Consider the following 23,883-nt stretch of genomic DNA (forward strand, 5'->3'; position numbering starts at 1 on the left):
CCCACCCCGCCCGCCAGGGCCCAACCGGAACCAAGTCGTGGAAAAGCTGGGCAGACCAGCGGCTACAACCTGCCCATGCCCAACCACCGCCCCAAAACCGGCACAGACGCCCGCCAGAAGATCACCCTCAGACCACATCGGTGGATCGAGGCTTAGCCTGCACGAGCCCGGCTTGGGCTATCCGGATCAGCAGGTCGCGCAGCGTGCTCGGGTACAGGACGCAGGCGTCGTAGACGACGGTGAATGCCACGGGATCAGATCAGTCCCATCTCCTGGTTCAGAGCCGTGAGTTCATCCGCAGCCGCCCGTCGCTTCCGGTCGTCTTGCCGCTGATATTCGAGCAGGGACTGTGCCCTGATCCGGCGGTGTGTACCGACCTTCCGGTAGTCGATCTCTCCTGCCTCCAGTAGCCCGATCAGGAAAGGCCGGGACACGTTCAGCATGTCGGCGGCCTGCTGGGTGGTCAGCTCTGCGTGCTCGGGAACGATGGAGACGGTGCGGCCGGCGGCCATGTGGCTGAGCACCGCGGCCAGCAGCTCCACGGCCTCGCGGGGCAGCTCAAGATCGGCGTTTCCGTCCTCGATCCGGAACCGGATCCGTTCGGCGTGCGGGGAGCGGGCGAGGGACCGCTTCACCGGCCTGAGTGCCCGCGCCGCGAAGTCGGCATTCGCCCCGGACGGGGGCGTGGGCCGAGCGGTCGACGTGCTCATTGTGTGACCGTCCCTTCGTGTGGCGTCTGAGTCGCGATGAGACAACCCTTAAGCGCATTATCTGCAGCATTCGCAATAACCGCAACAGAATTCGTTCTGGTGTCGTGGCTATGGAGGGGGGCCGTGCAGCTCTGAGGTGGCTGACCGCCTGGCCCGCCACGGCGTGAGGGAGTGCGTACCCGGTCGAGCTTCAGCCCAGATCAGGGTGCTTTCGTGATGCGGGCATGCCATGCCCAGCGGACCAGCCCCCCGACGGCGAGCGAGACGAGGATCGCGCCCCAGTCGATCACGTGGGGGAGGCCGGGGAAGAAGGCGAAGAAGGCGAAGGCCGCGGCGGCGCCGGTGAGGAAGGCGGTGATGCCGGTGCGACGGCGCTTGGCTTCCCGGGCGGGGCCTTCAGGCGTGGGCTGGGTGGTCATGCGCGGCTCACTTCGTGATGTGGTGGCACTGGCCGGCTCGGCGAACACCGTTGACGTGGATGTACGCGCACGCCTTTCCGTAGCGGGGGAGTTTCTGGGGTGCGTTGTCGCGCATCGGGTTGATCGTGCACTCGGTGTGGGTCTTGCCGCGGGAGGTGCGGTAGATCTTGTTGTCGGTGTCCGAGTAGGTGAAGTCGATGCGCCAGTTGCAGAAGCCTGCGTTGAGGGCTCCGACGAAGCCGCAGTCGACGCCGGCGTTCTGGTAGGTGATGTTCTTGCCGTCGCCGCGGATGATGTGGGTGAACATGCAGCCTGTGGGGATCTTCATGGTGACGCCGCCGACTTGGCAGTCGAAGGTGGCCACGGGCGTCGAGCCGATGGCGCCGGCGTGCGCCTCGGTGGGAGGTAAGACGGCCAGCGCGGCCGTTGTGGCGAGAGCGGCGATGATCCGTGCTGTGGAGCGCTTGCCCATCGGTGTCCCCTTCTGGCGAAGTGTGTCTGCAGATCGGAACTCCTGTCGTCGGCGCAGGCTGCTGCTCCCGAGAGGCAGTCCACTACGAAGAGTGATCAGCAGATTGGCATGCTGACCACCCGTAACCGGCACCCCCGGAAGCCGGTCTCATGCGTGTGCGGTGCGTGAGCGGACGGGGTGGCACAGGGTGGATTGGGCGGCACTCGGAGGCCGGGCCGTACCTTCATGACCTGGGGAAACAGGATTCTGGGGCCCGACATCAGCCGGGATGATCTTGTGGGGCCTCGTAATGCGCAGGTCTCGGGTTCGAATCCCGAAGGCGGCTCTGCCGACTCACTTGGGACCGGAGGGTTTGCGGGCGGAGGCGGCCCCGGTGACCCGGACAACGCGTACCAGCTGCGTGTATCAGGGTATCCGGAGCGAGAGGTTCCATTGCCCGGCAGGAAGCGCGGACTGATGGTCGACGGTATCCGCCCCTCCGACGGATACCTGGTGGAGGCCAAGCACGTCCGAGACCCCGACTGCACGAAGAAGAGTTTCCGGTCGCTGGAGCGTCTGGAAGAAACCCTGGCCAAGCCGGTCAAGGTGAACTCCAAGGGGCAGCTTGCCTATGACCCTGTGATCGACTCCATGTACGCAGGTGACGAGAGCGAACTCCTGCGGTACAAGCAGGCTATGGACAACCCGGCGAACAAAGAGATCCGTGGACTGGAGGTTGTGACGAACGGTAAGGACAACGCGGCCTACTGGCAGTCCATGATGGCGATCACGGGCACGGCCGGCTCGACACGCTACGTGCCGTAAGACAAGGGAAGACAGTGCCTACCGAACGGAACATCCGGACCAACTTCGCCTTCTACCCGCCCGAAGCTGACGAGGCGGCATGGGGTGCCGACCTGGCGTCCCTGGAAGGGGCCCTGCGGCAGGGGTTCCCGGAACCTGGGGTCGAGTACCGGGTCTCGGGGGTCCACGGCATCACGGTCCTCGACTTCGAGATCGAGCTGGCGCCCGGTGTCTGGATCGACGGGACAGCGGCGATGCCCACGTCCGACTACGCCTTCATCACCCTGACCAACGTGACCGCTGACGAAGCCGCGGTCTTCGCCCGGTGGCTGCGGGACTCCTTCACCTCGGCACCGCATCTGGTGCGCTTCGCCAGCAGCCTCGCCATGGCCAACGGGGAGCAGGAGCCGTGGCCGCTGCCGGCGGAAGGCGGTGACGAGGAGATCGTCACCGCACTGAGGCGACACCTCGCCTCCATCGACGACACGTAGTGGCCTTGTCTGCCGGCTGCCCAGGGTTATGGGGTGGGCGTGGGTGTGGGGGAGGTGGGGGAGAGGCGGACTGTGCTCAGGATGCGCATGATCAGGGTGTCGGACGGCGCCGGGGACGGCGGTGCGGCCGTAGAAGTCCCAGGCCACGAAGGCGCCCTGGGCGTTCTTGAAGCCGAAGACGATCGACTGGCCGTCGCCGGCGCAGCGGTTGGGTTGTTCGGCGCCCTGGGAGCGGGCTTTGACGTAGGTGCCCTTCACTCCGGACTTCGTCGTGTACTCCACGGGCTTGTCCCACTTCACGACGCTCTTGTCCGGCTGGGTGTAGGCGGCGTAGACCCAGGTCGGGGGGTTCTTCTCGGCGACCTCGGCGGTGTCCTTGGCGCCTTCGGCCCCCTTGGTGCCGACGTTGCCGAGCGCGACGTCGGACATCTGGCCGTCGCCGTCGGCGTCGATGCTGCACCACTGGGACTTGTAGAAGGCGGGCGCCGTGTGTCCGATGAGGATCTTTTCCGAGTCCTTGTCGTCCGCGTAGCCGCTGAAGACGTCGGGGGAGAGGACCTCCCAGTCCGGCGGGACGTCGAACGCGGCGCCGTGCTTGGGGTTGACCACCGTCTTCCAGCCCGCGATGAGCGGCTTGGAGGGGTCCGGGGGGCTGTCGGGCTCGTCCCTGGCCATGATGACGGCGGTCACGGCAGCGGTGGCCGCCACGGCCATCAGTGCCGTCAGTGCTGCCGTGAGCTTTCGGTTGGGCTTGCGCGGAGGTTTCGGCGGCTGCTGGAAGGGCGGCGGCTGGTACAAGCCATCCGGCCGGCTCGGCTGTTGGTACGGGTTCTGCACGTGCCCCTCCCGGGTTGCGCGACGCTACTTGCCGAACGAGAGGATCGCGCGGCTCTTCTTCTTGGGTTCCGGGCTGTAGACCCGGCCGTTGAGCAGGAACAGCCGTCCGCCCGCCCAGCTGATGCGGATGCCGTGGGGGTAGAAGACGGCCTCGGCTCCAGCGGCCACGGCCGGGCTCTGCAGGACGGGCTGCGAGGAGCCGTCCGCCGGTGCCAGCGAGACGACCGAGCCCGCCGCGCCGCTGCCGGGAGCGACGTACACGAGGAGCCTGCCGTCCTCAAGGGCGAGCGGCCACATGGTGCGGCCCTTGGGCTGCTCCGCGGTGCGCCACCGCTCCTTGCCCGTGTTCAGGTCGACGGCGACGACCTGGTTGGTGTCGTCGATGCCGAGGCTGGTGCCGGGTTTGCCCGCGCCGATGTAGAGGGTGTCGGCGTCGGCCACGGCGGCGTAGCACTCCTGGAACCCGCTTGCGTTGCCGAAGCCGTTGCACCGGCCGCTGACCCCGAACCCTGCGGCGCTCTGCGAGCGGACCTTGCCGTCGGCCGCGAACGCCGTGAGGTTCCACGTCTTGCGGTCCTGGTGGTGCGCGGCGACCACCAGCGGGTCCACGGAGAGCACCCGGCCGACCGTCCAGCCCTTCTCGTACTTGTGGCTCCACTTGGGGGTGCCCGTGGCCGGATCCAGCTCCTCGACCATCGACTGCCCGCGCGCGAGGGCGTCGCTCCGGTCGAAGCAGTTGCGTATGCCGATCAGCCGGGATCCCCCGGCGAACGCGGACGGGCTGCAGCCTTCCGTGTTCGACGTGCCGAAGAGCTTCCTGCCGTCGGTGACCGAGAAGCCGCTCATGACCGCGGACCGGGCCACGGCCACGGTGTCACCGCTGATCGCCATCTCGAACTGCAGCGAGGTGTCCGCGGAGTTCTCCGGCGGCACCGGTACCTTCCACCCCGCCTTGCCCGTGGCGAGGTCGACCTGCTGCAGGTGCGTGCAGTGCGAGGTCTCCGAGGGGCTCTCCTTCAGACCGAGGACCAGCTTGCCGTCCGCGGACGGGGCCGGCGGAACCCCGCACACCGGGGTCGGCAGCGACAGCTTCCACTTGTCCTGGCCGTCGGCCACCGCGTAGCCGATGAGCTCGTTGGAGATCGCCTTGACCACCACGTCGCCCACCCGCCACGGGCCGTACTGGGAGGTGCCCGAGCCGGGGAGTTCGGCCTGGTTGTCGCGCAGCCAGACCCGGGCCTCGCCGGGCTGGATGCCGGCGTTGGCGTCGTAGGTGCTGGGGCCGACGCCGGGGCCCCTGCCGTCGCCCCGGTCGATCGTGGGCGAGGCGGAGGGCCGGGCCGCGGACGGCTCGTCGCGGTCGCCGCCGACCACGAGGTACGTGCCGCCGCCGACGGCGAGCAGGACGGCGACGGCCAGTGCCGTCACGCGCGCCGTCCGGCCCGTGAACCGGCCGGCGGGGAGGTTCGCGAACCGGCCGGCGGGCGCGGGGACCGGTTGCGGCTGCGGCTGCGTTCGTGGCTGTGGCTCCGGTTCGAACGGGTCGGGCGGGGGTCCGAAACCGCCGCGCCACTGCTCATCGGTCATGGGGAGAGTGTGGCCGGTGGAGCACTCTTTCTAGAATAGATTTTTAGACTACTTCGGCACGACCGTTCGGGTCGCCGGGCCGGAGGCGCAGGGCTACGTTGGTGACTGTGGGTGCTTGTCCCGCCGTGTGAGGAGGCCGGGCATGACTACACATCGGCGCAGGTCAGCAGCCATGGCGGCGGCTGCGGCCGGCCTCTTGGCGCTGCCCCTCGCAACCGGCGCGGGGACGGCCTGCGCCCGGGACGCGGCGGCGACCGTGCCGAACGTGCCGAACGTGCCGGCCGTGACGGTCCCGGCTCCGGCCCCGACGCCCGCCCCGACCCCCGCCTCCGACGCGTTTCCGCAGCTGACTCCCGCCGTGGCCCGGCAGTTGGACGACGCGATCCGGAAGGTCATGACCGAGGCGAAGGTGCCCGGGGTGATCGTGGCCCTGTCGGCGCCGGGCAAGGGCGAGTACGTACGGTCCTTCGGCGTCGCCGACAAGGCGACGGGCGCGCCGATGACGCCCGGCCTGAACATGCGGATCGGCAGCGAGACGAAGACCTTCACCGTGACCGCCCTGCTGGAGCTGGTGGACGAGGGCGAGGTCGGGCTGGACGACCCGATCGGCACGTACGTGGAGGGGGTCCCGAACGGCGACCGGGTCACCCTGCGCCAGCTGGCCGAGATGCGGAGCGGACTGTTCAACTACTCCGAGGACGAAGGCTTCTTCAAGGCGCTGACCAGCGATCCCCGGCGTCCCTTCACCCCGCAGGAACTGCTCGCGTACTCCTTCAAGCACCCGGTCCTCTTCGAGCCGGGCGCGAAGTTCTACTACTGCAACACCAACCTGATCCTGCTCGGGCTGGTGGTGGAGAAGGTCAGCGGGATCCCCCTCGCCGAGTACATCGACCGGGAGGTCGTCAAACCGGCCGGGCTGAGGCACACGCTGTTCCCCACGGGCGCGGAGTTCCCCAGTCCGCACGCCCACGGCTACACGGACCAGACGGCGACCGGCAAGACCGAGGACGCCACCGACTGGAACCCCTCCTGGGGCTGGGCGGCCGGCGCGATGATCTCCGACCTCACCGACCTGCGGAGCTGGGCGAAGACCCTGGCGACCGGAACGCTGCTGACCGCCGCCACCCAGGCCGAGCGGCTGAAGGTGATCGACGCGCTCCCGGGCACGGGCTACGGCCTGGGCATCTTCAACGTCCAGGGCTGGATCGGGCACAACGGCTCACTGCCCGGCTACGAGTCGCTGACCGTCTACCTGCCGCAGGCGCAGGCCACGCTGGTCGTGCTGCTCAACACGGACACCGCCCACCAGGGCAGCGAGCCGAGCACCCTGTTCGGTCGGGCGATCACCGAGATCGTGACCCCCGAGCACGTCTTCACGCTGCCCGCCCAGCCCGTCGCCGGGCACTGAACAGGCCTTCTCACGACCGCTGGTGCGGATCCGCGCCGCCCGTGCACCATGGTTGCGGCGCGCGAGACACCCTCCAGGGAGATGTGAGACGTACATGAGCGGTCAGGCAGCAGCACAGCAGGACATCCAGTCCCCGCACGGGGAGGGCGCGGGCGCGGTGGCGGTCCGGGCGGCGGGCGAGGCGGACCTCGACACGGCGGCCGCGCTGTTCCGGGGTTACCTCGACTTCTACGAGGTGGACCTCGAAGACCCGGAAGGCCCGCGGGCCTTCCTCGCGGAACGGATCGCGAAGGACGAGTCGCTCGTCCTGCTCGCCGAGGTCCCGGAGCTCGGGACGGTCGGCTTCGCGCAGGTCTACCGCGCCTTCTCGTCCCTCTCCCTGAGCACCGCCTGGGTGCTCAACGACCTCTACGTCGCCCCTGCCGGCCGCCGCACCGGCGCCGGCCGGGCGCTGCTGCGCGAGGTGCTGCGCCGGGCCCGCGAGGCCGGGGTGTCCGGCGTGCAGCTGGAGACCGCGTACGACAACACCGTCGCGCAGGGGCTCTACGAGGCGGAGGGCTTCGTCCGCGAGGAGTTCCACGTGTACTTCCACGACCTGGGCTGACCAACTCCGGTCGGGGGATGAAACATTGCCGCACCGCCGTCGCGTCAATGGAGTGAGACGGACGCGAGGGAGAGCACATGGCGCAGGGCCGCAGAGACGGGTTCCGTGAGTTCGCGGCGGGCCGGTCGGGCCACCTGTACCGGTCGGCATGTCTGCTGGCGAGCGGGGACACCCACCTCGCGGAGGACCTGGTGCAGGAGACCCTGGGCCGGATGTACCTGCGCTGGGGGCGGATCTCCCGCATCGACAATCCGGCGGCCTACGCGCAGACGGTGCTGGTGCGGGCCTTCCTCACGCACCAGCGCCGCCGGTCTGCGGGGGAGCGCCCGGTCGGGGAGTTCCCCGACTCGGGCGCGCCGGCCGTGGCCGGCGGCGCCGACCCGGAGCTGCGGCTGACGCTGCTGCAGGCACTGGGGCGGCTTGCGCCCAAGGACCGGGCGGTGCTGGTGCTGCGCTACTGGGAGGACCGGAGCGTCGAGGAGACCGCCGACGCGATGAACTCCAGCTCGGCGGCGGTCCGTACCCGGACCTCGCGGGCGCTGGCGCGGCTGCGGGAGCAACTGGGCGGGAGCCTGGCCGCGTTCGCCGATCTCTGAGGGGGGCGGACGGGCCCGGTCGGGCCTGATCTGATCCGGTCCGGTCCGGTCAGATTCGGTCAGATCCGGTCCGGTTTCGTCCGGGCGGTTCTTTCGCGTTCCTTCTCTTTCCTCACCCCACCCTTGAAACGGAAGGTCTGCTTCCCCATGCCCTTTGAAGATGACCTCGGCGCAGCCCTCCGGCGTGCGGGGGACGGTTTCACGGCCGACCGGGACGCCCTCGTGGACGCCGGCGAGCAGCGCGGCCGACGGCTGGTGGCACGTCGCCGCCAGGCCGCTGCGGCCGGCGGATCCGTGCTGGCCCTGGCCCTGATCGCAACGGCGGGCGCCTACTCCGGCGGCCTGCTCGACGGCACCGGAGGGGCCAGTGCGGTCAACGTCGCGGCGCCGCCGACCCCGCCCGGCGGCGACAAGGGTCCGCTGGCCGGCTCCGGCGCCGTCACCGCGGAGCAGATGATCGCGAACCTGCGGGCGCTCCTGCCCGGCGGGCAGCTGACCGAGCCCGTGGGGCGGGGCTCGGACGACCAGGTGCCGTTGGCCTCTGGCGTGTACGACGACGGGAAGGGCAGGGCGGCCGTCAGTATCGGCCTCAGCCGGGTGGACCCGGACGGAAGCCAGGCCCGCACGATGACCGAGTGCGGGGACAAGAACCAGCAGGAGTACGACTACTGCCTGACCGAGCAGCTGGCGGACGGTTCCAGGCTGCTGCTCTTCAAGGGGTACGAGTACCCCGACCGGCGGGAGGACACCAAGGTCTGGCGGGCCGTGCTCGCGACCCGGCAGGGCTTCATGGTCGAGCTGTCCGAGTGGAACGCCCCCGCCGAGAAGGGCGTCCCCGTTTCGCGGAGCAACCCGCCGCTGACTACGGACCAGTTGAAGACCGTGGTCACCTCGGCCGTCTGGCAGCCGGCGCTGAACGACCTGCCGGCGCCCGAGCCCGACCCGGAGCCGTCGGCCCGCCCCGGGTCGTCGACCGCCCTGCGGGACCAGGAGGCCGCGGTGGCACTGGAAGACCTGGCGGCAGGGATCGGGATCGAGATCCCGATCATCTCCAAGGGCGGGGAGGGCGATTACGGCTACATCGTGTTCGACGACGGCAAGGGCAAGTCCGTGGTCCGGCTCAACGTGAGCAAGGACCAGGACGTCTCCGGCTTCCCGGGCCTCAATCAGCCCCCGCTGCCCGACGGCACCTTGGTGCACGTCAAGCAGGGCCCCGCCGAGAAGGGCAAGGGCGTGATCGAATGGACGGTGGACACGCTGCGCACGGACGGGCTGCGCGTGGTGGTCTCCGCCTTCAACACCGCCAATCAGAACGGCACGGCCACCCGCGAGCAGCCCGCGCTGACACTGGACCAGCTGAAGGAGATCGCGCTCGCCCCGGGGTGGAACCGGACCCGGAACTAGGTCGAAGGAGAGGACCCGGCCGCTGCGACCGGCCTCTATTTGGCGTCGGCGTAGCACTCCACGACCGCCGTGGTGAACGGGAACCGGACCGGGGTGTCGCCGAAGGCGATCCGGCCGGCCCGGTCGCCGGCGGCGCGGATCGCCTCCACGACGGCCTCGGCCTCCTCCGCGGGGCAGTGCACGATCACCTCGTCGTGCTGGAAGAACACCAGCTCGGCCCGCATCCCGGCGGTCGCCTGCCGCAGGGCCGCGAGCAGCAGCAGGGCCCAGTCGGCGGCGCTGCCCTGGACCACGAAGTTACGGGTGAACCGGCCGCGGGCCCGGTGGTTGGTGGAGGCGTAGCTCGGGGTCCAGCCGTCGCCGTCGCCGTCCTGCGGGATCCCGGCCTCGCCCTCGCCCGGGTCGCCGTCCCCGTCCGCGTCGCGGGCGGAGACGGGCGGCGGGCAGGTGCGGCCGAGCCAGGTCCGTACGAGCCGGCCCTCCTCGCCGGCCTTGGCCGCGTCGTCCACGTACGCCACGGCCCGGGGGAAACGGCGGCGGAGCGCGGCCAGGTTCTTCAGGCCGTCCCCCGAGGTCTGGCCGTAGACGGCGCCGAGGACGGCGATCTTGGCCTTGTCCCGGTCGCCGGAGAAGCCCTGGCGGGAGACGGCGGTGTAGAGGTCCTCCGGGCGCCCGGCCACCTCCATGAAGGCGGGGTCGCGGGAGATCGCGGCCAGCACGCGCGGTTCCATCTGGTCGGCGTCGGCCACGACGAGCCGCCAGCCGGGGTCGGCGACCACGGCCCGGCGGATCACCTTGGGGATCTGCAGGGCCCCGCCGCCGTTGGTGACCCAGCGGCCGGTCAGGGTGCCGCCGGGGATGAACTCCGGGCGGAAGCGGCCGTCGTGGACCCAGTCCGCGAGCCAGCCCCAGCCGTGGGCGGTGTAGATCCGGTACAGCTTCTTGTAGGCGAGCAACGGCTCCACGGCGGGGTGGTCCAGCTCCTGGATCTCCCAGCGGCGGGTGGACTTGAGCTTGAACCCGGCCTCGGCGAAGGCCTTGATGACGTCGGCCGGCAGCTCGGGGCGCACGCGTCGGCCGAAGGCGGCCGAGACGCGGTCGGCCAGCTCGGCGAGGCGCCGGGGCTCCCCGCCGCCCGCGTACCGCTCGCCGAGCAGTTCGGTCAGCAGGGCGCGGTGCACGTCGGCCCGCCAGGGCAGGCCCGCGCGGTTCATCTCGGCGGCGACGAGGAAGGCCGCGGACTCGGCGGCGGTGAGCAGCCGCATCCGGTCGGGGTGGGCGGTGGCCGCGAGTCGTTTCGCCTGGTCGGCGTGGACGGCGAGGAGGGCGTCCAGGGGGAGGGGGGTCGGCTGCGGGTCGAAGAGGGAGTCCTGGGCGCGGGGCTCCGCGGCGCGCGGGCGTGGATCGGGCGGTACGGGGGCGTTGGTGAGCCGGGCCCAGGCGGCCGCCGCCGAGCGGGGCTCGCCGAAGCGGCCCTCGTGGCCGAGGAGCAGCAGCTCGGCGTCCTCGATGTCGTGGCACCGCTCGACGCGGGCGCCGGCCGCGAGCAGGCGGGGGTACACGGCGGCGGTGGACCGCCAGACCCAGCGGGTGCCGGGTGGGGCGGAGCGGACCGCGTCGGCGGGGTCGCGGACGCGGAGCCGGACGCCGCCCGTGGGGGGTACGGGGTGGCGTGCCACCAGCCGTCGGCGTCCTCGGCGAGGGCCCAGCGGGGGGTGCGGTCGCTCATGGGTGCGAGTGTCCCACCGGGGTCTGACAGGGGTGGGCCGCCGGGCCGGGCGGACGGCGCGCCGTTGCGGGGGCTCCGCCCCGGAGCCCGCGCCTCGAACGCCGGCGGGGGTGGAGGCGGTGCGGCGGGGCTGGAGGTGGTGCGGTGGGGTGAAAGATCGGGGCTCCGCCCCGGGCCCCGTGCCTCGAACGCCGGCGGGGCTGGAGTGGTGTGGAGGTTGCAGGAAGATCGGGCCCCGGGCCCCGTGCTTCGAGCGCCAGGAGGGCTGAGGGTGGGGACATGCCAAGCTGGGAGGTGTGAGAGACCTTGCCGAGACCGTTGACCGGGCCTTTGCCGCCGCCCTCTATGCCCAGGACGATGCCGGGCTGGACACCGGGGCCTCGTTGCTCGTTGCCGATCAGGCGCGGTGGGGCGGGGTCGGGCGGGAGTTGCTGGCGCGCGGGGAGGCGTACGTACGGCAGGGGTGGGAGCGCGGGTGGCAGCCGGCCGATGTGCTGCGGCTGGTCCGGCGGGACCTCGACGAGCGGCACCTGCGGATCACCGGGGACCTGATCGCCGCCGAGGCGCGCCGCTACGCCCGGCTTCCCGAGCGGTGGACCGACGCCGAGGTCTGGTGGACGGGCGACGACACGTACGCCGAACAGCTCGCGCAGAGGGAACGGGCGGACCGGTTCACGCTGGCCACCGCCTTCCTGGAGGTGCTGCGGCTGCTGATCCGGCTGCCCTCCATCGAACCGGTGGGTCCGGTTCCCGGCGACCCGGCCGCCGACGCCCTGGAGCACGCGCACATCGAGCCGCGCATGCTGGGACGGATCCGGGCGCTGCTCGCCAAGGCCGAGGCGACCACCTTCCCGGAGGAGGCGGAGGCGCTCAGCGCCAAGGCCCAGGAGTTGATGGCACGGCACACCGTGGACGAGGCGCTGCTGGCCGCGCGCGGCGGCGCTCCGGCGCAGGTGCCGGGGGCCTGCCGGATCGGGGTCGAGCCGCCGTACGAGGAGGCCAAGGCGGTGCTGCTCGACGCGGTGGCCACCGCCAACCGCTGCCGGGCGGTGTGGAACAGCGGCTTCGAGTTCTCCACGGTGGTCGGCTTCGAGAGCGACCTGGAGGCGGTCGAGCTGCTCTACACCTCGCTGCTCGTCCAGGGCACGGCGGCGATGACCCGCGCCGAGGCCGCGCAGCGTTCGGGCGGACGCAAACGGACGAAGACCTTCAGGCAGTCCTTCCTGCTGGCCTACGCGAGCAGGCTCGGCCACCGGCTCGCCGAGACGGCCGAGCACACGGCCACGGAGGCCCCCGACAACCTGCCTGCGCTGGTGGCCCGCGATGTCGCCGTCACCTCGCGGGCGGACGAGATGTTCCCGCGCACCACGACCACCCGGCTGCGCGGAGCCACCGACCACGCGGGCTGGGAGGACGGCACGGCCGCCGCCGACGCCGCCCACGTGGGGGGCCGACGCAAGCCGCTCCCGCGGTAGCCGGGGCTCCGCCCCGGACCCTCACCCGGACTCCGTCCGGCGGCCCCCCGCGCCTCAATCGCCGGCGAGGCCGGGCTGTGCAGCGGCCCCGCGACCCCCGGCCCCGCGACCCCCGGCCCCGCGGCCCCCGGCCCCGCGACCGGCGGGTCTCCGCGACCGGCGGGTCTCCGCGGGTCTCCGCGGTCCCCGCGGCTCGAAGACCGGGTCGGAGCCCCCGGCAGCGGCCCCGCACCCCGGGGGTCCACGGCCCCCGCGCCCCCACGGCTCGAAGACCGGGGTGGAGCCCCGGCAGGGGTGCCGCAGCCGGAACGCGTATCACCGGGCGAACCGGGGCGAAACGGCCGCTGGCCGCCTGGCGCGAGGCGGTGGGCCGGGCCGCGGGGGAGCCGGTGCGCCACCGGGGGCTGTCCCGCGCCGCCGCCGAGCAGGCGGGCGACGCCCTGGCCGCGCTGGGCCGGGGCGCGATGCTCCTGGGGGCCCACCTCCCGGACCGCGGGCACGATCCGGTGCCGGGTGCGGCGGCCCTGGCCCGGGCACTGAGCAGCGCGACCGAGGCGGGCGCCAAGGCGGTGCGGGAGCGCCGCGTACCGGAGTGGGAGGGGGGCAGGGCGGTGCTGGCGGACCGGGACGCCCCGGAGCCGGGGGTGCTGCGGGGGGCCGCCGAACAGCTGCTGGACTCGCTGGACGAGGTGTCCGAGGCCCTTCGGCCGTGAGGGCGGACCTGTCTGTGATCAAGGGACCACCCCGCGTGCACGTGCATCTGCCCGTGCAGCCGCCTATGAACACAGCTATGATCCGGAGGAGTTGACATCTGCACTATCGGGGGCTTCCTGTGGACCACGCGTACAACGGGATGGCAGCCGCAGAACTCGCTTCCTTGTTTGAGCTGACGTGGCAGAAGAGCAGACACAGCAACTCGCAGGGTTCCTGCGTGGAGTTCGCGAAGCTGCCCGGAGGCGACGTCGCCATGCGCAACTCGCGCTTTCCGGACGGACCGGCACTCGTCTACACGCCGGCCGAGATAGAGGCCCTGCTCCTGGGCGTCAAGGACGGCGAGTTCGATCACTTGATCGGCTGACGGAACGGCGCACCCATCAAGCCATGCACGTGCACTGGCCGGGACCGATCGCAGTGATCGGTCCCGGCCAGTTGTCTTGATCTTCGCTCTTGCGTCAGTCCTGGAGCAGGAACAGCGCCCAGACCACCTTGCCGGTGAGGCGCCCCGCGAGCGGGTGCCAGCCCCAGCTGTCGCTGTACGAATCCACCAGGAACAGCCCGCGCCCGGACTCCAGGTCGAAGTTCTCCTCCGTGCGCTCCGGTGAGAAGGCCCCGCCGGGCCGGTCCTCGCTGGGATCGCGCACCGCGCACACCAACCGGGTGCTCCACCGCATCAGGTGCAGGCGTACCGGCGGCTCCGGCTCGGCGTCCGGGCCCCGCGAATCCTCGGGCAGGGCATGGCGCAACGCGTTGGTGACGAGCTCGGAGACGACCAGGGCCACATCGTCGAAGCGGTCGTCGAGGCCCCACTGGGAGAGCGTCGACCGGGTGAAAGTGCGTGCGCCCCGCACCGCGTCGAACCGGGCGGGCAGAGCGCAGGAGGCGGACCCGGAGACAGCCGTGGGGTCGACCGGGGGAAGCCCCTGCCGTAACGGCTCGAGCATGGTCGATCCATTCGTCCCCATGCGAGGCACTCCCGGGATTCGCGGACGAAGCGGCGGCTTTGTCCAAAGAGAACTGCGGGGTGGGTCCGGCGCCGGCGCGAAGAGCACGCAGGTGCGCGGGGACCATCGTTCCGAATGCGCGAGCCGGATGCAAGGGCAGATGCACGTGCACGCGCCGGACCTGTCCCCTCACGTGACGGTTCTTGCTCATTTCTTCCTACGCATACTTACGGACTTCTTTTCCCGGAGGCGGGATTCCGTTACAGAACGAGTACGACCCGATGCGTTTTGGTGGCAGACTGCGGGCCCTGGGGTACGGGAGCCCCGCGACGCACGCGCACACCACGCGCACGCCAATGCGATGGGGAGGGCAGTACTAGTGACCGCAGAAGCAAGCGGTTCTGTGGTGCGCCGCATCCTCCTGGGCTCCCAGCTCAGGCGACTCCGAGAATCCCGCGGCATCACCCGTGAGGCGGCCGGCTACTCGATCCGCGCATCCGAATCGAAGATCAGCCGCTTGGAGTTGGGAAGGGTGAGCTTCAAGGCAAGGGACGTCGAGGACCTCCTGACGCTCTACGGGGTCACGGACACCTCCGAGCGCGAGTCCCTCCTGGGGCTGGTGCGCGAGGCCAACGCGACCGGCTGGTGGCACAGTTACGGCGACGTGCTGCCCGGGTGGTTCCAGACGTACATCGGCCTGGAGGGCGCCGCCTCGCTCATCCGGATCTACGAAGTCCAGTTCGTCCACGGCCTGTTGCAGACGGAGGCCTACGCCCACGCCGTCGTCAGCCGCGGCATGCCCGGTGCCGCCACCGCCGAGATCGACCGCCGCGTCGCCCTGCGCCTGGAACGGCAGAAGGTCCTCGTCTCCGAGAGCGCCCCGGTCTTCCACGCCGTCCTCGACGAGGCCGCGCTGCGCCGCCCGTACGGCGACCGCAACGTGATGCGCGGCCAGCTGGAGCACCTCATCGAGGTCTCCCAGCGGCCCAACGTGCAGCTCCAGGTGATGCCCTTCTCCTTCGGCGGCCACGCGGGCGAGAGCGGAGCCTTCACCCTGCTGCGCTTCCCGGAGTCGGACCTCCAGGACATCGTCTATCTGGAACAGCTCACCAGTGCCCTCTACCTCGACAAAGACGAGGAAGTGGGGCAGTACGAGCGGGCGATGGAGCGGCTCCAGGCCGACTGCCCCGACCCCGACCGGACCAGGGATCTTCTTCGTGGCCTGCTTCAACTGTCTTGATTCGCACGTAGTATGACGTCTGATCAGTGCATGATGACCGATCGGTCTCCGGTGCAGCGCACGGGTGCGCGCTCGCAGTAAGGGATGGCATGTCCATATTCAGCGACCTGGCTCACCAGTACATCGACGGCGAATGGCTGGCCGGCACCGGTTCGTGGGACATCATCGACGTCAACCCGTACAACGGGGAGAAGCTCGCGGCCATCACCGTGGCCACCGTCGAGCAGGTGGACCAGGCCTACCGCGGCGCCGAGCGCGCCCAGCCGGAGTGGGCGGCCACGAGCCCTTACGTCAGACGCGCGGTCCTGGAGCGCGCCCTGCGGATCACCGAGGAGCGCGAGAAGGAGATCGTCGAGGCGATGATCGACGAGCTCGGCGGGACGCGTCCCAAGGCCGAGTACGAGGTGTACCTCGCCAAGGAGTTCATCCGCGAGTCGATCCAGCTGGCCGTCCGCCCCGAGGGGAGGATCCTCGCCTCGCCCGTCGAGGGCAAGGAGAACCGGGTCCAGCGGCTCCCCGTCGGCGTCGTCACCGTGATCAGCCCCTTCAACTTCCCCTTCCTGGTCACCCTGAAGTCGATCGGCCCGGCCCTGGCGCTGGGCAACGCGGTCGTCATCAAGCCCAACCAGAACGCGCCGGTCGTGGGCGGCGGGCTGATCGCCAAGATCTTCGAGGACGCGGGACTGCCGGCCGGTCTGCTGAACGTCCTGGTCACCGACATAGCCGAGATAGGCGACGCGCTCCTGACGCACCCCGTCCCCAAGGTCATCTCCTTCGCGGGATCGGACCGGGTCGGCCGGCACGTCGGCGCGGTCGCCGCCCGCCACTTCAAGCGCACGGTCCTGGAGCCCAGCGGCAACAGCGCGCTCGTCGTCCTCGACGACGCCGACCTCGACTACGCGGTGGACGCGGCCGTCTTCAGCCGCTTCGTCTACCAGGGCCAGGTCTGCATGGCCGCCAGCAGGATCCTCGTCGACGCGGCCGTCGCGGAGGAGTTCACCGAGAAGTTCACCGCCCGCGTGCGGGGACTGAAGACCGGTGACCCGCACGACGCCGACACCCACATCGGCCCGCTGATCAACTCCTTCCAGGCCGACGCCCTGACCGCGCTCGTGGACCAGGCCGTGGAAGCCGGCGCCCAGGCGCTCGTACGGGGGTCTACGCGCGGCAACCTCGTCGAACCGACGGTGCTCGCCGGGCTCCCCGAGGACTCCCCGCTGCTGGGCCAGGAGATCTTCGGCCCGGTGGCCCTGCTGGTGGTCTTCGACGGCGAGGACGAGGCCGTGCGGCTGACCAACGCGACCCCGTACGGCCTGAGCGGCGCCGTGCACACCCGGGACGTGGAGCGCGGCGTCCGCTTCGCGCAGCGCATCGAGACGGGCATGATGCACGTCAACGACTCCACGATCGGGGACGAGCCGCTGGCCGCCTTCGGCGGCGAGAAGGCCTCCGGCCTGGGCCGACTGAACGGCGAGGCGACCGTCGAGGCCTTCACCACCCAAAAGTGGATCTCGGTACAGCACGGGCGGAGCCGCTTCCCGTTCTAGACTCAGCCGGGCGTACGGCATGCGTCCGGGGGAGATCAAGCGTTGAGCAACATACCGGAGACCGGACGGACCTCTCGGGTCCAGAACCGGCTCGTCGTCATCCAGATCGTGGTCTTTTCGCTGCTGCTCACCCTGGGCGGACGGCTCTGGTACCTCCAGATACGCAATGGCCAGGAGTACACGGACGAGGCGAAGAACAACCACGTCCAGCAGGTGGTCCAGCCCGCCGTGCGCGGCTCGATCCTCGACTCGCGCGGGGTTCCGCTCGCCGACAACGCCACCCACCTCGTGGTCTCCGCCAGCCGCACCGAGCTGCTGACCATGAAGGACAAGGGCAAGTCCGTGCTGACCCGCCTCGCCGGGGTGCTGGGCGTGGACGCCCAGGAGGTCATCGACAAGGTCCGGCTCTGCGACGCCAAGACCAAGCAGCCCTGCTGGAACGGGTCCCCGTACCAGCCGATCCCGGTCAGCAACCGGGCGGCCGCCGAGCAGGCCCTGCAGATCCGTGAGCACCCCGAGGACTTCCCGGGCATCACGGCCCAGGCGACCGCCCTGCGGCGCTACGCGGCCCCCGACGAGGCCAACACCTCCCAGGTGCTGGGCTACCTCTCGCCGGTCACCGACGAGGAGATCGCGAAGGCGAAGAAGTCGGACTCCCCGTACCTGCGCTCCGACCAGGTGGGCCGCTCCGGCCTGGAGCGCACGTACGACAAGGAGCTGCGCGGGAGGGCGGGCATCACCCGCTACGAGGTGGACAACCTCGGCCGGGTCATCGGGCAGGGCGAGACCGATCCGGCGCAGCCCGGCTCGAACATCGTGACCTCGATCGACTCGCGGGTGCAGGCGGTGGCCGAGCGGGAGCTGAACGACGCGATGATCGAAGCCCGCAAGGTCAACGACAAGAACACCGGCCGCAACTACGAGGCCGACTCCGGATCCGTCGTGGTGATGGAGACCAAGACCGGCCGCATCGTCGCGATGGCCTCGAACCCGACCTACGACCCGAACGCCTGGGTGGGCGGGATCTCCGCCAAGGACTACGCCGGCCTCACCGACAAGGAGTCCAACTACCCGCTGCTGAACCGGGCGATCCAGGCCCAGGCGGCGCCGGGCTCCATCTTCAAGGTGGTCACCTCGACCGCCGCGGTCAACGCCGGGTACCCGTTCAACAACCGCTACCCCTGCCCCAGCTCGTACTCGGTCGGCAGCCAGACCTTCACGAACTTCGAGTCGCAGGGCCACGGTGACATCACCATCGGCCGGGCCCTGGAGGTCTCCTGCGACACGGTCTACTACGCCATCGCGGACCAGGAGTGGAAGAAGGACGGCGGCATCAAGCCGAAGAAGGACCCGAACGACTGGTTCCTCAAGACCGCCCACGAGTTCGGGCTGGGCAAGCGCACCGGCATCGACCTGCCGAACGAGGTCCCCGGCCGGATCCCCGACCGGAAGTGGAAGCAGGACTTCTTCGAGGCGAACAAGGACGCCTGGTGCCGGGACGGCAAGAAGAACGGCAGCTTCGCCGAGAAGATCGCCTACGAGAACTGCCGCCAGGGCAACCAGCTGCGCGAGGGTGACGCCATCAACTACTCGATCGGGCAGGGCGACACGCTCGTCACCCCGGTCCAGATGGCCTCCGTCTACGCGGCCATCGCCAACGGCGGCACCCTCCACCAGCCCAGCGTCGGCAAGGCGGTCGTCAGCGCCGACGGGAAGTCGGTCCAGGAGATCGCGCCGAAGGAGCAGGGCAAGCTGCCGATGGACCGCAAGACCCGCGACAACATCGACGAGGCACTCGCCGGCGTGGCCACCAACGGCAGCGCCGCCTGGCGCTTCGGCGGCTGGCCGCAGAAGCAGATCCCGATGCACGCCAAGACGGGTACGGCCGAGGTCCAGGGCAAGCAGACCACCTCGTGGTTCGCCTCCTACACCGAGGACTACGCGATCGTCATGACGATCTCCCAGGGCGGCACCGGCTCCGGTGCGTCGGGACCGGCGGTCCGCAAGATCTACGAGGCGATGTACGGGCTGGACCCGACGGGCAAGCAGGACCTCACCAAGGCCCTGCTCCCGCAGCCCGCCACCGCGCTGCCGGCGATTCGGCCGGACGGGGAGATCTCCCCGAACTGAGCGGGCATCTAGGACAGGGTCTGACCGCAAGGCTCCGTAGCGTGTGAGGTGTCGGGGGGACGGGCTCCCCGACGAACCCGATGCAGAAGGCGGTTGGCCATGGCCCAGATTTCCACCGAGGTCCTCGGCGACGAGCGCGGCACGCTCCTCGCCTTCGTCGAGGCCCAGCGCACGGCGATCCGCGAATCGCTCCTCGGGCTCGGCGAGGAGCAGGCGGCGAGCCGCACCACCGTCAGCGAGCTCACCCTGTCCGGGGTGCTCAAGCACGTGGCCGAGTGCGAACTGGCCTGGCTGCGGATGGCCCAGCAGGCGCCGAACGAGCGGCAGCGCAGCGAGGAGTCCTGGGGCGAGGCCTTCCGGCTGGTCGAGGGCGAGTCCATCGCGTCCGTCCTGGCCTTCTGGGGCGAGGTCGCGCAGGAGACGGAGGCCTTCGTCACCGCCCTCCCGAGCCTGGACGAGACCTTCCCGCTCCCCCCGGCGCCCTGGTTCCCGAAGGACGGCAAGGTCTCGATGCGCTGGATGCTCCTGCACCTGGTGGAGGAGTTCGCCCGGCACGCGGGCCACGCCGACATCGTCCGGGAGTCCCTGGACGGCACCCGCGCCATGGGCTGAGGGTCCGGCCACTAGCCTGGCCGCATGTCAGCGATCAGGCTTCTCGTCCTCGGCGCGGTCCGCCAGCACGGGCGGGCGCACGGGTACCAGGTGCGCAACGACCTGGAGTACTGGGGCGCCCACGAGTGGTCCAACACCAAGCCCGGCTCGATCTACCACGCGCTCAAGCAGATGGCGAAGCAGGGCGTCCTGCACGCCCACGAGGTGGCGCCGAGCGCGGCGGGCGGTCCGCCGCGCACGGAGTACGAGGTGACGGACGCGGGCCGCGAGGAGTACTTCAAGCTGCTCCGCGAGGCCCTGGCGGCGTTCGACCAGAAGACGGACCTCCTCTCGGCGGCGATCGGCTTCATGGTCGACCTGCCCCGGGCGGAGGTCCTGGCCCTGCTGCGGGAGCGGCTGGCGAAGCTGGCGGCCTGGCGGACGTCGGTGACGGACTACTACACGCCCGAGGAGGGCCCGCAGGCGCTGGGCCACATCGGCGAGATCATGCACCGCTGGGTCCACTCCGCGGACGCCGAGGCCGAGTGGACCCGTGGGCTGGTCGCCCGGATCGAGGCGGGCGCGTACTCCTTCGCGGGCGAGGGCGGCGACCCCTTCGTGGGGGTCCTGGCGGACGGCCAGGAGAACCCCTACAGCTAATCAAATTTGACTAGCCTGGCTCCGGGCGGTACCTTGGCGCACCCTGCTACTCAAATTTGATTAATGTGCTGGGTGTGAGGAGTTGGAATCGCGTTGGCGATCTTCGTCGAAGGTGTCCACAAGCGGTACGCGCACCGGCCCGCCCTGGCCGGACTCGACCTGGAGGTCACCCGGGGCACGGTGCACGCCGTGCTCGGCCCCAACGGAGCCGGGAAGACCACGGCGGTCCGCATCATGACCACCCTGCTGCGGCACGACGAGGGCGTGGTCCGGGTGGCGGGCCACGACGTACGGAAGGACCCGGCGGCCGTCCGCGCCCGGATCGGGCTGCTCGGCCAGCACGCGGCGCTCGACGAGGAACTGTCCGGGCGCCAGAACCTGGAGCTGTTCGGCCGCCTCCACCACCTGGGCGCGCGGCGGGCCGGGCTGCGGGCCGATGCACTGCTGGACCGGTTCGGCCTCGCGGACACCGGCCGGGGGCCCGTGAAGCAGTACAGCGGCGGCATGCGGCGCCGGCTGGACCTCGCGGCGTCCCTGATCACCGAGCCCGAGGTGCTCTTCCTCGACGAGCCGACCACCGGGCTCGACCCGCGCGGCCGCGCCGAGGTGTGGAGCGCGGTCCGCTCCCTGGTGGGCGGCGGCACGACCGTCCTGCTGACCACGCAGTACCTGGAGGAGGCGGACCAGCTGGCCGACCGCATCGCGCTGATCGACGCCGGCCGGGTGGCGGCCGAAGGCACGGCCGACGAGCTGAAGTCCCGCGTCGGGCCGGACCGGATCGTCGTCGTCCTGCGGGACGCGGCCCGGCTCGCGCAGGCGGCGGCGCTGCTGCCGGACCCGGCCGTGGACGCGGACACCCTCACCCTGGGCTTCCCGGTGGAGGACCGCATGGCCGGCCTGGCCCTGACCCTGCGCGCGCTGGAGGGGGCGGGCATCGAGGCGGCGGACCTCTCGGTCCGGCGGCCCACGCTCGACGAGGTCTTCCTGCACCTGACCGACCGCACGGACGCCACGGAGGTGGCCGCATGACGCAGCACACGACGTCCGCGGCTCGCTGGGTGGCCGTGGACTCCTGGACGATGACCCGGCGCGAGCTCGCGCACTGGGCGCGCCAGCCGGTCCAGATGGTCGTCGGCCTGGTCTTCCCCGTGATGATGCTGCTGATGTTCGGCTTCCTGGTCGGCGGCGGACGCGGGATCGACGGCGAGTACGTCGAGTTCCTCGTGCCCGGCATGCTCGCGCTGACCATGGCCTTCGGGCTGGAGGCGACCATGACGGCGGTCACCCGGGACCTGGGCAAAGGGGTGATCGACCGGTTCCGCGCCATGCCGATGTCCTCCTCGGCGGTCCTGGTCGGCCGCAGCGCGGCGGACATGCTCCAGTCGGCCGTGGGGCTGGCGGTCCTGGCGGGCGTCGGCCTGCTGCTCGGCTGGCGCTGGCACGGCTCGCCGGCGGCCGCGCTGTCGGCCTTCGCACTGCTCCTGCTGCTGCGCTTCGCGATGCTGTGGATCGGGATCTTCCTGGGCATGGTCGCGGGCCGGCCCGAGCTGGTGCAGGCGGTGCAGATCCTGGTGTGGCCGGTGGGCTTCCTCTCCAACGCCTTCGCCACGCCGGAGGCCATGCCGGGCTGGCTGGGGACGGTGGTGGAATGGAACCCGATGTCGGCGACGGCGACGGCGGTCCGCGACCTGTTCGGCAACCCGGCGGCGGCGTCCCCGTCCTGGGCCTGCGACCACGCCGCGCTGCTCGCGGTCGGCTGGCCGCTCCTGCTGCTGGCGGTCTTCTTCCCGCTGGCGGTGGCGAGGTTCCGCGGCCTGAGCAGGTAGGCCCGGGGCGGGGACTTGCACCTCACGCCGCGTGAGGGACCACAGTGAAGGGCGTACCCAACCAGAGGAGAGGGACGGGAAGATGGGCTACTCCGTGGGCCAGGTCGCCGGATTCGCCGGAGTCGCGGTGCGCACCCTGCACCACTACGACGAGATCGGTCTGCTCTCCCCGAGCGGCCGCAGCCACGCGGGTCACCGGCGGTACGACGACGCCGACCTGGACCGGCTGCAGCGGATCCTGTTCTACCGGGAGCTCGGCTTCCCCCTCGACGAGGTCGCGGTCCTGCTGGACGACCCGGAATCGGATCCGCGGGAGCACCTGCGCCGGCAGCACGTCCTGCTGACCGACCGGATCGCCCGGCTCCAGCAGATGGCCAAGGCCGTTGAGCACGCCATGGAGGCGAAGAAGATGGGCATCAACCTCACGCCCGAGGAGCGCTTCGAGGTCTTCGGGGACAAGGACCCGGAGCAGTACGCGGAGGAGGCGGAGCAGCGCTGGGGCGGCACCGACGCGCACGCGGAGTCGCAGCGGCGGGTCGCCACCTACACCAAGGAGGACTGGCGGCGGATCCAGGACGAGGTCGCCGAGTGGAGCGTCCGGTACGCGGCCCTGATGGACGCCGGCGAGTCCGCCGACGGCGAGGCGGCGATGGACATGGCCGAGGAGCACCGCCGGCACATCGGCACCTGGTACTACGACTGCTCGTACGAGATCCACACGGGCCTCGGTGAGATGTACGTGGCGGACGAGCGTTTCAAGGAGTTCCACGACTCCATGAAGCCCGGTCTCGCCGAGCACCTGAGGGACGCGATCCTGGCGAACGCGGTGCGCAAGGCGTAAGCGGAACGTCACGCATCCGACCCCCTCCGGGACTGGAACCGGGAGGGGGTCGTGTGCGTTGATAATTGAAACCGCCTTTACCTTGCCCGCAACCGCCTGCTGCCCCCGGCACGCCCCCCGATCCAGGAGAGTCCGGAAACCGTGTACACGATTGCGCTCGGCCCTCAGTGGCTGTCCCCGGACTACCTGATCTCGCACTTCGGCCTGATCGGCATTCTCGTCATCGTCTTCGCCGAGTCGGGACTCTTCGCGTTCCTGCCCGGCGACTCCCTGCTGTTCACGGCGGGTCTGCTGGTCGCGGACGGGCAGTACATCAAGCAGCCGCTGTGGCTGGTCTGCACCCTGATCGTGGCCGCCGCCATCATCGGCGACCAGGTCGGCTACATGATCGGCAAGTTCTTCGGCCCGAAGCTCTTCAACCGGCCGAACTCCAAGCTCTTCAAGCGGGAGAACCTCGACAAGGCGCACGAGTTCATGGACCGGCACGGCCCGAAGGCCATCGTGCTCGCCCGCTTCGTGCCGATCATCCGCACCTTCGCGCCGATGGTCGCCGGCGCCGGCTCGATGAAGTACCGCACGTTCCTGACGTACAACGTCATCGGCGGCATCGGCTGGGGCGCGGGCGTCACGGTCGCGGGCTACTGGCTCGGTCAGATCGAGTTCATCAAGACGAACGTCGAGCCGATCCTGGTGGGCATCGTCCTCATCTCGGTCATCCCGGTGATCTTCGAGGTGCTCAAGGCCCGCAAGGAGAACAAGGCGAACGCCGTCGAGGCGCAGGCCGAGGCCGTCGTGGTGGACGGCCAGGGCCCCCAGACCCCGGGCACCCGCGGCCGCCACGCCAAGCGCTAGCCGGTTCGGCCCCCGTATCC

The 23,883-nt window shown here is 70.7% G+C and carries 24 protein-coding genes and 1 pseudogene; 17 read left to right on the forward strand and 8 right to left on the reverse strand.

Annotated elements, in window-relative coordinates; genetic code table 11:
- Positions 1-127: 127 nt before the first annotated feature.
- The 4 genes from OG332_RS24730 to OG332_RS24745 all read right to left on the reverse strand — a co-directional run bounded on the left by OG332_RS24730 (position 128) and on the right by OG332_RS24745 (position 1,601).
- Positions 128-250 (reverse strand): hypothetical protein, encoded by a 123-nt coding sequence (locus tag OG332_RS24730; RefSeq protein ID WP_327415535.1) that lies wholly within the window; start codon positions 248-250, stop codon positions 128-130.
- 4 nt (positions 251-254) lie between these two features.
- Complete coding sequence (locus tag OG332_RS24735; RefSeq protein ID WP_327415536.1) at positions 255-710, reverse strand: helix-turn-helix domain-containing protein; 456 nt, start codon at positions 708-710, stop codon at positions 255-257.
- Between the two features lie 200 nt (positions 711-910).
- Positions 911-1,129, reverse strand: coding sequence for a hypothetical protein (locus tag OG332_RS24740; RefSeq protein ID WP_327415537.1), 219 nt, complete (start codon positions 1,127-1,129; stop codon positions 911-913).
- 7 nt (positions 1,130-1,136) lie between these two features.
- Positions 1,137-1,601 (reverse strand): hypothetical protein, encoded by a 465-nt coding sequence (locus OG332_RS24745; protein ID WP_327415538.1) that lies wholly within the window; start codon positions 1,599-1,601, stop codon positions 1,137-1,139.
- Between the two features lie 225 nt (positions 1,602-1,826).
- On the opposite strand from OG332_RS24745, the gene OG332_RS24750 reads away from it, so the two are divergent.
- Positions 1,827-2,405, forward strand: a complete 579-nt coding sequence (locus OG332_RS24750) for a restriction endonuclease fold toxin-2 domain-containing protein (protein ID WP_327415539.1) — start codon at positions 1,827-1,829, stop codon at positions 2,403-2,405.
- Here the strand turns inward: OG332_RS24750 and OG332_RS24755 are convergent.
- Positions 2,393-3,712, reverse strand: a complete 1,320-nt coding sequence (locus OG332_RS24755) for a hypothetical protein (protein WP_327415540.1) — start codon at positions 3,710-3,712, stop codon at positions 2,393-2,395. The genes OG332_RS24750 and OG332_RS24755 overlap by 13 nt on opposite strands.
- A gap of 24 nt (positions 3,713-3,736) precedes the next feature.
- A complete protein-coding gene (locus OG332_RS24760; RefSeq protein ID WP_327415541.1) occupies positions 3,737-5,299 on the reverse strand; it encodes an outer membrane protein assembly factor BamB family protein in 1,563 nt (520 codons plus the stop codon).
- 142 nt (positions 5,300-5,441) lie between these two features.
- On the opposite strand from OG332_RS24760, the gene OG332_RS24765 reads away from it, so the two are divergent.
- From OG332_RS24765 to OG332_RS24780, 4 genes are all read left to right on the forward strand, one after another.
- Positions 5,442-6,707, forward strand: coding sequence for a serine hydrolase domain-containing protein (locus tag OG332_RS24765; RefSeq protein WP_327415542.1), 1,266 nt, complete (start codon positions 5,442-5,444; stop codon positions 6,705-6,707).
- Between the two features lie 94 nt (positions 6,708-6,801).
- Entirely contained in the window at positions 6,802-7,311 is a 510-nt protein-coding gene (locus OG332_RS24770) for a GNAT family N-acetyltransferase (protein WP_327415543.1), read from the forward strand.
- Positions 7,312-7,388: 77 nt separating this feature from the next.
- Complete coding sequence (locus OG332_RS24775) at positions 7,389-7,907, forward strand: SigE family RNA polymerase sigma factor (RefSeq protein WP_327415544.1); 519 nt, start codon at positions 7,389-7,391, stop codon at positions 7,905-7,907.
- Positions 7,908-8,054: 147 nt separating this feature from the next.
- A complete protein-coding gene (locus OG332_RS24780) occupies positions 8,055-9,311 on the forward strand; it encodes a hypothetical protein (RefSeq protein ID WP_327415545.1) in 1,257 nt (418 codons plus the stop codon).
- A 35-nt stretch (positions 9,312-9,346) separates the two neighbouring features.
- Here OG332_RS24780 and OG332_RS24785 read toward each other — a convergent pair whose 3' ends face one another.
- Positions 9,347-10,990, reverse strand: a complete 1,644-nt coding sequence (locus OG332_RS24785) for a bifunctional 3'-5' exonuclease/DNA polymerase (protein ID WP_327415546.1) — start codon at positions 10,988-10,990, stop codon at positions 9,347-9,349.
- A gap of 346 nt (positions 10,991-11,336) precedes the next feature.
- On the opposite strand from OG332_RS24785, the gene OG332_RS24790 reads away from it, so the two are divergent.
- The 3 genes from OG332_RS24790 (at position 11,337) to OG332_RS24800 (ending at position 13,593) form a co-directional block, all read left to right on the forward strand.
- A complete protein-coding gene (locus OG332_RS24790; RefSeq protein WP_327415547.1) occupies positions 11,337-12,515 on the forward strand; it encodes a DUF2786 domain-containing protein in 1,179 nt (392 codons plus the stop codon).
- 389 nt (positions 12,516-12,904) lie between these two features.
- Complete coding sequence (locus OG332_RS24795) at positions 12,905-13,228, forward strand: hypothetical protein (protein ID WP_327415548.1); 324 nt, start codon at positions 12,905-12,907, stop codon at positions 13,226-13,228.
- 119 nt (positions 13,229-13,347) lie between these two features.
- Positions 13,348-13,593: a DUF397 domain-containing protein gene (locus OG332_RS24800; protein ID WP_030656519.1), complete on the forward strand. Its 246-nt coding sequence runs from the start codon at positions 13,348-13,350 to the stop codon at positions 13,591-13,593.
- 94 nt (positions 13,594-13,687) lie between these two features.
- Here the strand turns inward: OG332_RS24800 and OG332_RS24805 are convergent, their stop codons facing one another.
- The gene (locus tag OG332_RS24805; protein ID WP_401257332.1) at positions 13,688-14,176 is read right to left on the reverse strand and encodes an ATP-binding protein; all 489 of its coding nucleotides are present in this window, start codon (positions 14,174-14,176) and stop codon (positions 13,688-13,690) included.
- A gap of 361 nt (positions 14,177-14,537) precedes the next feature.
- Here OG332_RS24805 and OG332_RS24810 point away from each other — a divergent pair, with 361 nt between their 5' ends.
- The 9 genes and pseudogenes from OG332_RS24810 to OG332_RS24850 all read left to right on the forward strand — a co-directional run bounded on the left by OG332_RS24810 (position 14,538) and on the right by OG332_RS24850 (position 23,863).
- Positions 14,538-15,416: a helix-turn-helix domain-containing protein gene (locus OG332_RS24810; protein ID WP_327415550.1), complete on the forward strand. Its 879-nt coding sequence runs from the start codon at positions 14,538-14,540 to the stop codon at positions 15,414-15,416.
- 89 nt (positions 15,417-15,505) lie between these two features.
- Positions 15,506-16,963 carry an aldehyde dehydrogenase family protein gene (locus OG332_RS24815; protein ID WP_327415551.1) on the forward strand — a complete coding sequence of 486 codons (1,458 nt, stop codon included), beginning with the start codon at positions 15,506-15,508 and terminating at the stop codon, positions 16,961-16,963.
- A 42-nt stretch (positions 16,964-17,005) separates the two neighbouring features.
- Positions 17,006-19,081: pseudogene (gene mrdA / locus OG332_RS24820) on the forward strand (penicillin-binding protein 2); the annotation flags it as partial.
- A gap of 111 nt (positions 19,082-19,192) precedes the next feature.
- Entirely contained in the window at positions 19,193-19,705 is a 513-nt protein-coding gene (locus OG332_RS24825) for a DinB family protein (protein ID WP_327415552.1), read from the forward strand.
- 24 nt (positions 19,706-19,729) lie between these two features.
- The gene (locus tag OG332_RS24830; protein ID WP_327415553.1) at positions 19,730-20,344 is read left to right on the forward strand and encodes a PadR family transcriptional regulator; all 615 of its coding nucleotides are present in this window, start codon (positions 19,730-19,732) and stop codon (positions 20,342-20,344) included.
- A gap of 87 nt (positions 20,345-20,431) precedes the next feature.
- Entirely contained in the window at positions 20,432-21,373 is a 942-nt protein-coding gene (locus OG332_RS24835; protein WP_327419359.1) for an ATP-binding cassette domain-containing protein, read from the forward strand.
- The gene (locus tag OG332_RS24840; RefSeq protein WP_327415554.1) at positions 21,370-22,170 is read left to right on the forward strand and encodes an ABC transporter permease; all 801 of its coding nucleotides are present in this window, start codon (positions 21,370-21,372) and stop codon (positions 22,168-22,170) included. The genes OG332_RS24835 and OG332_RS24840 overlap by 4 nt, the downstream gene beginning before the upstream one ends.
- A gap of 82 nt (positions 22,171-22,252) precedes the next feature.
- Positions 22,253-23,011: a MerR family transcriptional regulator gene (locus OG332_RS24845; RefSeq protein WP_327415555.1), complete on the forward strand. Its 759-nt coding sequence runs from the start codon at positions 22,253-22,255 to the stop codon at positions 23,009-23,011.
- A gap of 141 nt (positions 23,012-23,152) precedes the next feature.
- A complete protein-coding gene (locus OG332_RS24850) occupies positions 23,153-23,863 on the forward strand; it encodes a DedA family protein (protein ID WP_327415556.1) in 711 nt (236 codons plus the stop codon).
- The last annotated feature ends 20 nt before the right edge of the window (positions 23,864-23,883 follow it).

The organism is Streptomyces sp. NBC_01233 (assembly GCF_035989305.1).
GTDB lineage: Bacteria > Actinomycetota > Actinomycetes > Streptomycetales > Streptomycetaceae > Streptomyces.